The 13,698-nt window shown below is 61.4% G+C and carries 10 protein-coding genes and 1 pseudogene; 6 read left to right on the plus strand and 5 right to left on the minus strand.

The window, feature by feature from the left end; translation table 11 throughout:
- Nucleotides 1-69: 69 nt before the first annotated feature.
- Nucleotides 70-1,287 (minus strand): cysteine desulfurase family protein, encoded by a 1,218-nt coding sequence (locus tag BA011_RS08275; protein WP_065280085.1) that lies wholly within the window; start codon nucleotides 1,285-1,287, stop codon nucleotides 70-72.
- Between the two features lie 217 nt (nucleotides 1,288-1,504).
- Between BA011_RS08275 and BA011_RS08280 the strand changes: the two genes are divergently transcribed.
- Both BA011_RS08280 and BA011_RS08285 read left to right on the plus strand, forming a co-directional pair.
- Nucleotides 1,505-2,182: an alpha/beta hydrolase gene (locus BA011_RS08280; RefSeq protein ID WP_003559715.1), complete on the plus strand. Its 678-nt coding sequence runs from the start codon at nucleotides 1,505-1,507 to the stop codon at nucleotides 2,180-2,182.
- Nucleotides 2,183-2,325: 143 nt separating this feature from the next.
- Nucleotides 2,326-3,501, plus strand: coding sequence for an acyltransferase family protein (locus BA011_RS08285; RefSeq protein WP_065280086.1), 1,176 nt, complete (start codon nucleotides 2,326-2,328; stop codon nucleotides 3,499-3,501).
- Here the strand turns inward: BA011_RS08285 and BA011_RS08290 are convergent.
- Both BA011_RS08290 and BA011_RS08295 read right to left on the minus strand, forming a co-directional pair.
- Nucleotides 3,498-4,025, minus strand: a pseudogene (locus BA011_RS08290) (GNAT family N-acetyltransferase). The gene BA011_RS08285 and the pseudogene BA011_RS08290 overlap by 4 nt on opposite strands.
- Entirely contained in the window at nucleotides 4,022-5,140 is a 1,119-nt protein-coding gene (locus BA011_RS08295) for an anhydro-N-acetylmuramic acid kinase (RefSeq protein WP_065280087.1), read from the minus strand. The pseudogene BA011_RS08290 and the gene BA011_RS08295 overlap by 4 nt, the downstream one beginning before the upstream one ends.
- Before the next feature lie 133 nt (nucleotides 5,141-5,273).
- Between BA011_RS08295 and tyrS the strand changes: the two genes are divergently transcribed.
- Nucleotides 5,274-6,530 carry a tyrosine--tRNA ligase gene (tyrS, locus tag BA011_RS08300; protein ID WP_065280088.1) on the plus strand — a complete coding sequence of 419 codons (1,257 nt, stop codon included), beginning with the start codon at nucleotides 5,274-5,276 and terminating at the stop codon, nucleotides 6,528-6,530.
- Between the two features lie 56 nt (nucleotides 6,531-6,586).
- On the opposite strand, the gene BA011_RS08305 is transcribed toward tyrS, so the two are convergent.
- The gene (locus tag BA011_RS08305) at nucleotides 6,587-6,892 is read right to left on the minus strand and encodes a hypothetical protein (RefSeq protein ID WP_065280089.1); all 306 of its coding nucleotides are present in this window, start codon (nucleotides 6,890-6,892) and stop codon (nucleotides 6,587-6,589) included.
- 241 nt (nucleotides 6,893-7,133) lie between these two features.
- On the opposite strand from BA011_RS08305, the gene BA011_RS08310 reads away from it, so the two are divergent.
- Nucleotides 7,134-8,795, plus strand: coding sequence for an alpha-amylase family protein (locus tag BA011_RS08310; RefSeq protein ID WP_065280090.1), 1,662 nt, complete (start codon nucleotides 7,134-7,136; stop codon nucleotides 8,793-8,795).
- A 40-nt stretch (nucleotides 8,796-8,835) separates the two neighbouring features.
- Here the strand turns inward: BA011_RS08310 and BA011_RS08315 are convergent, their stop codons facing one another.
- Complete coding sequence (locus tag BA011_RS08315) at nucleotides 8,836-12,243, minus strand: AsmA-like C-terminal domain-containing protein (protein ID WP_065280091.1); 3,408 nt, start codon at nucleotides 12,241-12,243, stop codon at nucleotides 8,836-8,838.
- 126 nt (nucleotides 12,244-12,369) lie between these two features.
- On the opposite strand from BA011_RS08315, the gene BA011_RS08320 reads away from it, so the two are divergent.
- Nucleotides 12,370-12,843, plus strand: coding sequence for a peroxiredoxin (locus BA011_RS08320; protein WP_020050109.1), 474 nt, complete (start codon nucleotides 12,370-12,372; stop codon nucleotides 12,841-12,843).
- A complete protein-coding gene (locus tag BA011_RS08325; protein WP_065280092.1) occupies nucleotides 12,840-13,667 on the plus strand; it encodes a ferritin-like domain-containing protein in 828 nt (275 codons plus the stop codon). The genes BA011_RS08320 and BA011_RS08325 overlap by 4 nt, the downstream gene beginning before the upstream one ends.
- Nucleotides 13,668-13,698: the final 31 nt, after the last annotated feature.

Raw genomic sequence — 13,698 nt, forward strand, 5'->3', positions numbered from 1 at the left:
CAAGGTCCGGCAGCTTGTAGCGTTTGGGCAATTATCTTGCCCCTTATGTAAGAGGCCAAAAGGGACTTTTCAGCCCGATTGGCAAGCAGAAATTTGCGTTTCCGCAAGTTTTGACACCGGGCAAGCCGCCTCCCCAGCCGACCTGCGCCGGTTGGCGATCTTTGCGAAAGCCGCAATCGCCCTGTCGATATCCTCTTCCGTCGTCGAAAAGCCGAGCGAGATGCGCAGAGCGCCGAGCTTGGCGTCACGTCCCATCGCCGTCAGCACATGGCTTTCGCCAAGGCGACCCGATGAGCAGGCCGAACCTGCGGAAAGTGCAACGCCTTCGAGATCGAAGGCGATCTGTCCAGTCTCGGCTTTCAGCCCCGGCAGGGTGAAGAAGATCGTATTGGTGACACGCTCGCCACCCTCGCCGTGGATCATCACATCGGCTGCCGCCTCACGCATGCCGGCCTCGAGCCGCTCGCGCAACGCGCCGATTGCCACATTGCGCGCCTCGAGTTCGTCGGCCGCCGCTTCAGCTGCCGCGCCGAAGCCGATTAGCGCCAGCGAATTCTGCGTCCCTGAGCGGTGACCCCGCTCCTGCCCGCCGCCCTGGATCAGCGGCCTGGGCATCAGCGCTTCGCCCTGCGCAATGAGCGCGCCGGCACCCTTCGGCCCGCCGATCTTGTGCGAGGAAACGATCATGAAGTCCGCACCGATCCTGACGATATCGAGCGCGATGCGGCCGGCCGCCTGCACGGCGTCGACGACGAAGAGCCCACCATGGGCGTGGACGATCTTAGCCGCCGCCTCGACCGGCTGGACGATGCCCGTCTCGTTGTTGACGAGCATGATAGCGACCATCGGCAGGCCGGCGGCCTTGTCATGCGCATCAAGCAGGCGGCCGAGCGTATCGAGATCGACGATGCCGGCTTCCGTCACCGGAATCTCCGTCATACTCTCCCTGGCGAAGCGGCCGCCTTCGCGCACAGCCGGGTGCTCGATCGCCGAAAAATAAAGATGGCCGAGCCGAAGCGGCGTGCGGCCCATGCGGAAATCCGGCGTCAGCACCAGATTGGCGGCTTCGGTCGCGCCGCTGGTAAAGACCACATTGCCGGCATCGGTGCCGGCAAGTGCTGCCACCTTGCGTCGTGCGCCTTCGATGGCGGCGCGCGCGGCGCGACCCTCTCCATGCACGCTGTTCGGATTGCCAAATACGTCGATGGCGCGCATGATCGCCGCGCGTGCTGCGGGGTGCAGCGGCGCTGTGGCATTCCAGTCGAGATAAAGGCGTGGCGGCGCCATGATCTTCAGTCCTGCGCTTGACGAGCTTGCTTCAGCGGCCGCGGTTCATTTTTCTTGAAATTTCCGCCGGGCTTGCCTTATGACACGTTCCACGATGCGTGGATCGCCATGCAAGTTTCGAATTGTTCTAAACTGCGTTTTAGAAAAGCTGACAACACTAGTCAAGTCAGGTTGTCATCCAACGCAGCGCGAACGCGAAATAAAACCCGGAGTACCAATGCCCGAAGTTATTTTCAACGGCCCAGCCGGCCGTCTTGAAGGCCGCTACCAGCCCTCCAAGGAAAAAAGCGCGCCCATCGCCCTGATTCTGCATCCGCATCCGCAGTTCGGCGGCACGATGAACAATCAGATCGTCTATCAGCTCTTCTACATGTTCCAGAAGCGCGGGTTCACGACGCTGCGCTTCAATTTCCGGGGCATCGGCCGCAGCCAGGGTGAATTCGACCACGGCGCCGGCGAGCTCTCGGATGCCGCCTCGGCGCTCGACTGGGTGCAGAGCCTGCATCCTGATTCCAAGACCTGTTGGGTCGCCGGTTATTCCTTCGGCTCCTGGATCGGCATGCAGCTCCTGATGCGCCGACCGGAGATCGAAGGCTTCATGTCGATCGCGCCGCAGCCAAACACCTACGACTTTTCCTTCCTGGCACCCTGCCCGTCTTCCGGCCTCATCATCAACGGCGAAGCCGACAAGGTGGCCCCGGAAAAGGATGTCAACGGCCTGGTCGAGAAGCTGAAGACCCAGAAGGGCATCCTCATCACCCATCGCACCGTTGCCAACGCCAACCACTTCTTCAACGGCCAGGTGGAAACGCTGATGGGCGAATGCGAGGACTATCTCGACCGTCGCCTCAACGGCGAACTGGTGCCGGAACCGGCCGCCAAGCGGATTCGCTGACACCACAAATCTCGGCCTCATCGAGGCCATGACGGTCCGCAACACAACCGGGCCGGCTGTCCCGGAACAGATCACCTACCGTGTTGCAATCCATGTTGCAGTGCGGTAGGGTCCTCGCGATCCTAACAAAAGCGAGGTCCGCAATGACCAAGTCGTTCGGGGAAGTCCTGGATAAGTATAGGGGAATTGGTCCGGGGTTCGATTTTCTTCGAATAGGGCTCGCCTTTTCCATCGTATTGACCCATTCCTTTTTGTTAACCGACAACAATGACTTCATCAGGGGGTCAGTATTCTGGTTTACTGAATACGCTCTTGTTCCGATGTTCTTCGCTTTGAGCGGATTTCTGATCGCCGGCAGCGCCCAGCGCCTGAGCCTTCGGAATTTTCTGATCAACCGAGGCTTGCGCATCGTCCCGGCCCTCGCCGTCGATATCGTCGTTTGTTCGCTGATCATCGGGCCGATCATTACGGTCGTTTACCACTCCGAATATTTTACCGATCAGCGGTTTTTCAAATACTTCCTGAATATCGTCGGCTGGATCCATTACGAGCTTCCGGGCGTCTTCCAGGATAATCCGAGCCAGCGCGTCAACGGCGCTCTCTGGACGGTTCCCTGGGAAATCTTCTGCTACATCATCATGTCGTTCCTGATGATCACCGCCATCGTGAAGACGCGCTACAAGCTGCTGGCGGTGACGGTCGCCTACATCGTTATCGGCCTTATCGTGCAGAAGATGCCCTACCTGTTGCCGGGTTCGATCAAGCCGATCGCGCGCTTCCTGTTCATGAGCCGAGGCTCCCAGCTGATAACGGCCTTCATGATGGGCATTGTCGCCTTTCAGTTTAGGGCAGTCATTCCGCATTCCCGCTGGATATTCGGCGCTGCCTGCCTGGTCTGCATCGTCGCCATCCTCACCCTGGACAGCCGCGCGACGGAGTCGGTGCTCAACCGGCCCCTGGTCATCACCTCTCTTGTTTACATCACCGTCTTCGTCGGCCTGTCCGAGGTGCCCATCCCGGCCTTTTTCAGGAAAGGCGACTATTCCTACGGCGTCTATCTTTATCACGACCCGTTTTTGCAGATCTGGATCAGCTCGTTCCCGTCGGTTTTCCTCTATCCGAAATATGGTGCGCTGGCGCTCTATCTCGTCGGCCTGCCATCGGCTCTCGCCGTTGCGGTGCTGTCCTGGCATTTCATCGAGAAGCCGATCCTCGGCCTGCGCAAGAAATTCTCGTTCATCGCCCAGGTCAGGGGCGTCGAGGATGGCAATCAGGCTGGGCGCGAATCCCATGTCCGGCCGGTCGCCGTAAAGAGTTAGAGCTTTGCCGGCCGCATATCGGCGGTCAGTTCGAAAGCCGTGTCCAGCACTCCATCGATCAGGATCGGCGCGCGTTCGCGCATGCCGATCTTTCTGAGGACACGCTGCGAGGCGATGTTTTCGGGATGCGTGAAGGCGATGAAGCCCGATGCAAGCTCCCTTTCGAAGAACCAGTCGGCCAATGCACTCGCCGCTTCGGTCGCCAGGCCCCTGCCCCAAGCCTCCTCGCGCAGGGAATAACCGAGTTCGAATTGCTCGTTCCTGAACTTCGAAATCCCCGCGCGGCCGACGAAGCTACCGTCCTCGGCGAGGAGCTTGTATTTGGTCGTGCCGTCGCGCGCCTGCTCCTCGAACCAGCCCCTCAGCCGCTGCTCGGCTTTCTCGAGGCTCCACGGCACGTTGCCGGACAGATATCAGGTCGTCGCCATCGTTGAATGCAGCTGTTGCACCAGGATCGCATCGCCTTCGTCCCACATGACGAAGGTAAGCCGTGGCGTCTTCAGTATGACCATTTGCTCTGTCATGGCGTTGCCAGCAACCCACCGCTGACGGGAGCCGCGACCCCTGTCGTGCCGGGAAATGTCAGCGGCAGCCCGTCCAGCGACCGGACGGCGAGATAGGCCCAAGCCTCGGCTTCCATCGCATCGCCGTCGAAGCCCGCCGCCTCGGCCGTCAACACCCTCGAGCCCAGCCTTTCGGCCATGACTGAGAACTCTGCCATGAGAGTGGCGTTCAGCCGCCCGCCGCCGCAGACGATATAGAGCGCTGGGGTCTCGGGGAGGAAACCGGCGGATTTGATGATCGAGGCGGCGGCGACATGCGCCAGCGTCCGGGCGCCGTCTTCAAGACCCGCCTCCTCCGGCCGAAGCGGCGCGAAGTCGCCGCGGTCCAGCGAGCGGCGAATATTGCCGCGGAAGAACGGGCTTTGCAGATAGCGTTCCGCCAGGCTGGCCACGACCTTTCCTCGCCCACCGATCTCGCCGCCGGGGTCATAGGTTTTGCCGGTCTGCATCTCCACCCACTGGTCGATCAGCGTATTGCCCGGACCGCTGTCGAACGCCGATATCCGGCCGTCCGTGGCGATAAAGGTGACATTGGAGATACCGCCGATATTGACGAAGCACACCGCCTGTCCCGCCTGCTGGAATTTTCCCGCAAGTGCCGCGTGATAGGCCGGCACCAGCGGCGCGCCCTGCCCGCCATGAACCATATCGTTGGCACGCATGTCGTAGACCACCGCTATGCCGGTTCTCTTCGCCAGTTCCTCGCCGTCGCCGATCTGAATCGTCAATCCCTCGTCAGGGCGATGAAGCACCGTCTGGCCATGGAAGCCGAGGACATCGACGGCATCGGCCGCTAGGCCGAAACGCTCCATGAATGCCGTAACGGCAATTGCATGCCGCAACGTCAGTTCAAGCTCGATATCGCGAAGCTCAGTCGGTCGCTGGCTTCTCTCACTGAGTGGACGCGACAGTTCCAGCGCCCGTTTGAGCTGCCCGCGAAAATCCGCATCATAGGGCACGCCCATGAACGGCCCGCGCTCGATGAAGCCGCGGCCGTCGGTCCTGATCAACGCGACGTCGATTCCGTCCATCGACGTGCCGCTCATCAGCCCGATCGCGGTCCTGATGACATTCATGAGGCTTGCCTCCCATGCGATTCCCGGATGCACTTTTATAAAAACAGTGCTAAACGCGCCGCGACAGATCAACAACAACGAACTTGCGCCAAGCCCCCATAGGGTGCGGAGCAGACACCAAGAGACGAAACCTATGTCCGAGTTCAAGTCCGATTTCCTCCGCACGCTGAAAGAGCGCGGCTTCATTCATCAGGTTTCCGATGAAAGCGGCCTCGATAACCTGTTCGCGAAGGAAACCGTGACGGCATATATCGGCTTCGATCCGACGGCGCCCAGCCTGCACGCCGGCTCGCTGATCCAGATCATGATGCTGCACTGGATGCAGAAGACCGGTCATCGCGCCATCTCGCTGATGGGTGGCGGCACCGGTATGGTCGGCGACCCCTCCTTCAAGGAAGAGGCGCGCCAGCTCATGACCGTGGATACGATCGAAGGCAACATCGCCTCGATCAAGCGCGTCTTCTCCAATTACCTGAACTACGGCGACGGCCCTAAGGACGCGCTGATGATCAACAATGCCGAATGGCTGCGCTCGCTGAACTACCTCGAATTCCTGCGCGATGTCGGCAAGCACTTCTCGGTCAACCGCATGCTGTCCTTCGACAGCGTTAAGACGCGTCTCGACCGCGAACAGTCGTTGTCCTTCCTGGAATTCAACTACATGATCCTCCAGGCCTATGACTTCGTCGAGCTTACCAAGCGCTACGATTGCCGACTGCAGATGGGTGGTTCGGACCAGTGGGGCAATATCGTCAACGGTATCGATCTCGGTCACCGCATGGGGACACCGCAGCTCTATGCGCTGACGTCACCGCTACTGACGACGTCGTCGGGCGCCAAGATGGGCAAGTCGGCGACCGGCGCTGTCTGGCTGAACGCCGACATGCTCTCGGCCTATGATTTCTGGCAGTATTGGCGCAACACCGAGGATGCCGACGTCTCGCGCTTCCTGAAGCTCTACACAACGCTGCCGATGGATGAAATCGCCCGTCTCTCCGCACTCGGCGGCTCGGAGATCAACGAGGTCAAGAAGATCCTTGCAACCGAGGTAACGGCGATCCTGCACGGCCGCCCGGCCGCCGAGCAGGCCGCTGAAACCGCGCGCAAAACCTTCGAGGAAGGCGGCCTCTCGGAGAACCTGCCCTCGGTCGATATCCCTGCCACCGAACTCGACGGCGGCATCGGCCTGCTGTCGCTGATCGTTCGTGCCGGCCTTGCCTCGTCGAACGGCGAAGCCCGCCGTCACGTCCAGGGTGGCGCAGTCCGCATCAACGACGAGGCGGTCAGCGACGAACGCAAGATGATCGGCAGCGGCGAAATCACCGCCGACGGCGTCATCAAGCTTTCGCTCGGCAAGAAGAAACACATCCTGATCCGCCGCGCGGCGTAAGGGCCTTCAATTCCGAATATCGAAGCCGGCGCCTGCGCCGGCTTTTCTTTACCTCACTATTCGGGTCGGCGAGCAAGATCGTTCGGCTCCCCGCCGGTATTCTTCGTCATCTCGTCTGGTCTGTTAAGAAGATAGCCCGGCGGATCGACGCTTGAAGCCGGCTTCACCCGCGACCACCAGCTGATCGAGAAGATCGGCGGCGTCATCATCGCGTCCAGAGGAACCATCAGGACGTGGTCCGAACGGATGACCGCCTCTTGCGATTTCAACCGCACGCTCTTTTCCGCAGAAAGCGACACGTCGGCTATCGTGACGGCCATCATGGCGGCAGATGCAAAAGAAACTGTCCGGACGCACTGCATGGCATCCTCCGACACTGCACCGGCCGTTGCCTGCTGACCGGGACAGTACAGTACATCAGATTTCCCTAAAATAGGCAAAGCGTCACTACCGAATTTGTCAGTCTGGGCTTCAATTCGGTTTTGTCGAGGAGGAGCCCACGCACTTCTCCGCTGCAAAGCGCCACGACCCGCATAACGAATACTTTGTCGGAACCTTTTCCGCCCGCCGGGATTTGCGACCAGATTGGATTGGAGCCCCGGCATGATCAACGACCTCTGGTATAAGAACGCTGTCATCTATTGCCTGTCCGTCGAGACCTTCATGGATGCGAACGGTGACGGCGTGGGTGATTTTCAGGGTCTGATGCGGCGCCTCGATTATCTCTCCGGCCTCGGTGTGACGGCGGTCTGGCTCATGCCGTTTCAGGCGTCGCCCGGTCGCGATGACGGTTATGACGTCTCCGATTATTACAATGTCGACCCGCGCTATGGCTCGCTCGGCGACTTCGTCGAATTCACCCACGGCGCCAAGCAGCGCGGTATCCGGGTGCTGATCGATCTGGTGATCAATCATACATCCAGGGACCATCCCTGGTTCCAGGACGCCAGGAGCGATCCGCGCTCGCGCTATCGCGACTGGTACGTCTGGTCGGAGAAAAAGCCTGATAATGCCGATCAGGGCATGGTCTTCCCGGGCGTCCAGAAGACGACCTGGACCTATGACGACAAGGCCAAAGCCTATTATTTTCACCGTTTTTACGATCACCAGCCCGATCTCAATACGTCGAACCCCGAGGTGCAGGCGGAGATCCTCAAGATCATGGGCTTCTGGATCCAGCTCGGCGTCTCCGGATTCAGGATGGATGCCGCCCCCTTCATCATCGCAACGAAAGGCGCCGACGTTACCAAGCCTGTCGAACAGTTCGATATGCTGAGGAAGTTTCGCGAATTCCTGCAGTGGCGCCTAGGCGATTCCATCATCCTGGCGGAGGCCAATATCCTGCCGAAGGACAATTTCGAATATTTCGGCGATGATGGCGACCGCATGCAGATGATGTTTAATTTCCAGGTCAATCAGGCGCTGTTTTATGCTTTCGCCAGCGCCGATACCCGGCCGCTCCAGAAGGCGATGGAGGCCACGAAACCGCGCCCGGCGACCGCGCAATGGGGCCTCTTCCTCCGCAACCATGATGAACTGGATCTCGGGCGATTGACGGAAAACCAACGTGGCGCGGTATTTGCCGCCTTCGGGCCTGAAAAGGACATGCAGCTTTACGACAGGGGCATTCGTCGTCGCCTGGCGCCCATGCTCGGCGGCGACCACCGCAGGATCGAAATGGCCTACAGCCTGCTGTTTTCGCTGCCTGGAACGCCCGTCATCCGCTACGGCGACGAAATCGGCATGGGCGACGATCTAGGCATGCCCGAGCGCAATTGCGCCCGCACGCCGATGCAATGGTCGACGGAACCGGAAGGCGGGTTCACCAAAAGTGAAAAGCCGATCTTGCCCGTTATCAAGGATGGTCCCTACGGTTTCCAGCATGTCAATGTTGCCGAACAGCGGCGCGATCCCAATTCTTTGCTGAACTGGACCGAGCGGATGATCCGGATGCGCAAGGAAGCCCCTGAGATCGGCTGGGGCGATTTTTCCGTGATCGACACCGGCGACGACGGCGTGCTGGCGCTTCGTTATGACTGGCGCGGCAATTCCGTATTGATCCTGCACAATCTGCATGCGCAGCCGGCGGAAGTGACTTTCGATCCTGACATCGGTGAAGACGGGCGACAATTGATCGATATCGCCGATGGTGCGAGCAGCAAGGCGGACGAAAAAGGATTTCATACCGTCATGCTCGATGCATACGGCTATCGTTGGTATCGCGTCGGCGGCCTCGACTATCTCCTCAGGCGGACGGAGATTTAGGTACGTCTCGCCACGACCTCTGCCGTGACCGCTTCCCGCCTCACTGGAATTCGAAGATCTGCCGGAAGACGCCCGGCGCGATGATCGACAGCGGATTGATCTGCAGGTTCGGCTGGTCGAACTTGCCCGTCAGCTTGAAGGTAATGCCGATCAGGCCGCGGTCGCTGCCATTGCCGAGGATGACGCCGATCAGCGGCAGTTCGGCAAAAAGGCGGTTAAGGCCGTAGGCTGGCATGAAGGTGCCGGTCATGTCCATGTTGCCCTTGCGGTCGCGCACGATGCCCTGGAAGGTTGCGCCGATCTGGTCGCCGCGCAGCACGCCGTTCTCGATGCCGACCATGCCATTGCGCGAGACGACGCGGGCAAAGCCGCGCTGGAAGCGCTGCGACGAAGTATCGATGTCGCGCTTGACCGCCTCGTTGAGGCTGCGCTGCTCATTTCCGACAGGCGTCGAGACGATCGATCGCAGGCGTTGTTCGTTGACGATCGCAAAGCGGCGCACGTCGAGCGAGCCGTCCCAGCCGCCCTCCGCCCCCAGCCGGATTGCCAGATTGAGCAACCCGCCCTGCATGTGCTGGTAGAGATCGGCGAAACGAGATACCGCGCCGGCGTCGCCGCTGGTGATGTTGATGACGCCGCCGTCCTTCATCTGGCTGACCACGGCCTCGCCGCTGTCGGTCACGGCGGAAAAATTGAGCGCCTGCAGCTTGTCGCCGCGCAGTGATATTTGCGCCTGGAAATTGCCGACCTTCTCGTCGTTGAAGCCGATGACGTTTTTCAGCCTGGCGCGCACCGATACGCCGGTGTCGCCGGCATCCCCGGCATCCCCATCACCATCGCCGTCCGATCCCGATTTCAACCGCGCAATGACCGGCCGCGCATCGGCGCTGGCACCGGAGACCGAGACGTCGAAATTGCCCTTGCTGCGCTTCACCGACAGGGCGAAATCGTCGAGCGAGGAGAGCTTGACGCTGTCGAAATCGGCCGAGATCAGCCCGCCCTTGCCTATGTTCAGCGATCCGTTGGCGCCGAAACCGTCGCCCTTCAGCCGGAAGTTCTTGATCTGGGTATTGTCAGCCGGCCCGGACGTTTCGAATTCCGCCGTGGCAGCAATGCCGCTGCCCTTCGCCCAACCGATCCAGGGCAGTTCGAGCAGCGACTTGGTGAGATCGAGCTGGACGTCCTGCCGGTCGTCGTCGATTCGCGTCAGCACCATCTTCACGCTGCCGCCGACGATGCCCGAAAGGCCGGGTATCAGCTTGTTGCGCTGGTCCTCGGAAAGCGTCGCGGTGATCACCCGTTGTTTGGCCGCTGTGTCGGATGCCTCGACCGGTTCGGTAAGATCGATATCGGCCGGGACGCCGTCGATCTGGGCTTTGGCGTCAAGCGTGATTCGCTTCGGATTGCCGTTCAGGGTGCCGTCGAGATTGCTGATCATCCTGCCGGAAAACGGCTTGGCAAGATCGATATCGGTGAGCTTCATTGCCGCCGTCCATTCGGCCGGCGGCGGGTTTTGCGAGGAGAGCAGGCCGAAATGGGCCCTCACATTCGCCTCGATCCGGCCCTTGAGATCATCGGGCGTAAAGCCGGCGCGCTGCAGCACCCGGATCGGCCGGTAGGTCAGAAGCTCGCCGACGGCGTCCGCCGCTCCGGAGACCGCGAGATCGATATCGGCCATCAGCGGTTTATCGTAGGTGGCAGGCAGGATGAACGTCCCCTGCCCGAGACCGACCGACCGGCCGGAGGGGAAATAGGAGGTACCGCTCTTGATCGCGATCGTCGCAACCGGGCCGGTCAGGTCGAAATGTGCTGACGTGTCGCGGATCGGCGGAATGTCGCCGGCGACGTTCATCCGCGCCCCCGTGATGTCGAAGCCGATGCGGATCTGGTTGGCGTCCAGCTTCAATCCTTTTCCGCCGGCTGCCTCGTCCAGCCTGCCGAAGGGTATGAACACGGATATGGCGGCGTCCGTGACGGTGCCGCCGAAAAGATTGCCGTGCACCCAGGTGCGCACCTTGGGCGCCATCCAGAATGGCCAGAGCTGCTTGATCGCGATCGTCTGCAACTGCGCCGACTGGCCGGCAAAGCTGATCTCCGGCGATTTGTCGCCCAGTTTGACGTGCAGTGATCCGTAGAGCGCGCCGAGCGGGCTGGAAACGGTTATGTTGGGAAACTGGAATTCACGGCCGGCGACCATGTAGCGCCCGGTCGCCTGGATGTCGAAGGAGAGCGGCTCCTCGCCGGAGCCGCCAGGGGCTGCCGTGCCGCCGCTGACGAGCAGGTCGATGCCGAAGCCTTTGCCCGCCTGCGGGTCGAGCTTGTCGAGATCGATCAGCGCCCCATTGATGGGAAGCGCAGTCGCGCCGAACCGGGCGTTCGATCGGGCGATCTCGATCGTCTGCTTGGCGAAATCATAGATGAGATTGATTTGCCCGCCCGACAGCTGCTGCGGATCGCCATCCGCATAGATCTGGCCGGGATCGATGTCGATCGTCGCCGCCAGCGCCGGCTGCACGCCATCGCGCGCTCTGGTGGCCGACACTGTCAGATCGGCAAAGGCGCTCAGCCCTTGCCGGATCATGCCCTGATCGTTGCGTTTCAGCGCGAAGGGCGTGAGGTCCGCATGCCTGAGTGTCGCCGCGACCTTGGATACGTGGCCGTCTTCCTTCTCGGCCAGCACGTCGAGCTCCGCCACTTCGCCGTTGAGCGCGACTTCGCCGGTCAATTGCAGCGAGGACGGACCGGCATGGGCAAAGACCAGATTGTCGATGACGAGCGACAGCGGACCGTTGGCGGTATCGGCAAGCTTGATGTCGATGCCGGAGATGCGCACCGAATTGGTCGAGCCGCGCGTCACGATGCTGTCGAACATGTCGAACTGCGAGAAGATCTTCTCCATCGCCGCCGGCATGGCGTCGATGCGCAGATCGTCGAGCTTGACGGCATTGCCGGAGGGCAGAAGCGCGGTATCGAGCGCGATATCCTCCGCTTCGATGTCCGCGACGGCGATGCGGCCGCGGAAAAGCTGCAGCGGATCGAGCCCCAGGCGCACCGAGCCCGTCGTCGACAGGTGCTGGCCGCTCTCCTGGTCGATCATGTTGACGTTGCGCGCTTCGAGCGCCAGCCGGAAATCCGAGGTGAAGCGGATGACGGTGGAACCGACCTCGGCGCGGTAGCGCGGTCCGGCCACGCCATTCAGCGCCGCCTGCGCCTGCTGCGACAGCGGCTTGTCGAACATGCCGCTCTCGACGGTGAAAACGATGGCAGCGAGAATAACGAGGATCAGTCCCAGAAATCCGCAGGTCAGCTTCGCCGTGCGGCGCATCGGCGAACGCGGCGGCGGGCAATGGACGATGATCGGATCCTCGGCCTGGGCGGACGGCAAGCGGTCCAGCGCAACGATATCCTTCTTGCGAAACGTGACCTTTTCGCCGCGGATGGCTGACATGCGCCCTCGGGCTCTCCCTTTACGTGAAGAAATGAACCCGGCCATGCTGGACGGGTATCCGTCCACTATATAATTCGGGGAGAGAAAGTGTCACCACACAAACCCGGCAAAAGAAAGGTTTTCACAATGGCGGTTCCAGGCATCGGCGTCACGGCCCCTGATTTCAACCTTCCCCGCGACGGCGGCGGCCGCGTTTCGCTGGCCGAATTCCACGGCAAGCCGCTCGTGTTGTTCTTCTATCCCAAGGACGACACCACAGGCTGCACCGCCGAATCGCTGGCTTTCACCGCGTTAGCAGCCGAGTTCGAAGCGGCGGGTGCTGCCGTCATCGGCATGTCGCCCGATTCGGCCGCCTGCCATGACAAGTTCATCAAGAAGCACCGTCTTTCGGTGGCGCTTGCCTCGGATGAGGAAAAGACGACGCTGCAGGCCTATGGCGTCTGGAAGGAAAAGAGCATGTACGGCCGCAACTTCATGGGTGTCGAACGCACCACCTTCCTGATTCGCCAGGACGGGACGATCGCCACCATCTGGCAGAAGGTGAAGGTGCAGGGCCATGCCGAAACCGTGCTCGAGGCCGTGAGGAACCTGGCGGCGTGACCGGGAATCTCACGATAACCTCGCTGCGCGGCGGCGCCATCGATGCGATCTCTTCCGCCGACCTCGACCGCAAGACGGCGCTTGCGCAGGAAAGCGCCACCCGCTGGTTCGCCCGCCGGGTGTCGCTGCGCTCGCCGCTCGATGCAGCCCTGCCCGACAGGCCCGGCGGTCCCGACAAACCGGTGCTGACGCCGCCGACCCAGGTGGAGAAGCGCTCGCTGCATACGCTCAAAGGGCGGATCGCCCTGCTGCACGCCATCGCCCATATCGAGCTCAACGCCGTCGATCTGGCGCTCGATATCGTCGCGCGATTCGCGACCGAGCAGGTGCCGAATTCCTTTTTCGACGGCTGGATGCTGGTCGCCTTCGAGGAAGCGAAGCATTTCCGCATGGTGCGCGCCAGGCTCAACGATCTCGGCGCCGATTACGGCGATCTGCCCGCCCATGACGGGCTCTGGCAGGCCGCCCATTCGACGCGCAACGATCTGACGGCAAGGCTCGCCGTCGTGCCACTGATTCTGGAAGCCCGCGGCCTCGACGTCACCCCGTCGCTGCAGGCGAAGATGCGCCAGACCGGCGATCTCGAAAGTGCAGCGGTGCTCGACGTCATCTACAATGACGAGAAAGGCCATGTCGCCGTCGGCGCCAAATGGTTCCGCTTCCTCTGCGCCCGCGAGAAGCGCGATCCGGCAAAGGCCTTCCAGGAGCTGGTGCGGGCCAATTTCCGCGGACCGCTGAAGCCGCCCTTCAACGACCTTGCCCGCGCCGAGGCCGGGCTGACGCCGTCCTTCTACCGATCGCTCGCATCGATCAGCCACGCTTGAAGTCACTGAAATTTATGACGCGACGGCGACA

It is taken from the genome of Rhizobium leguminosarum, from assembly GCF_001679785.1.
Lineage (GTDB): Bacteria > Pseudomonadota > Alphaproteobacteria > Rhizobiales > Rhizobiaceae > Rhizobium > Rhizobium leguminosarum_R.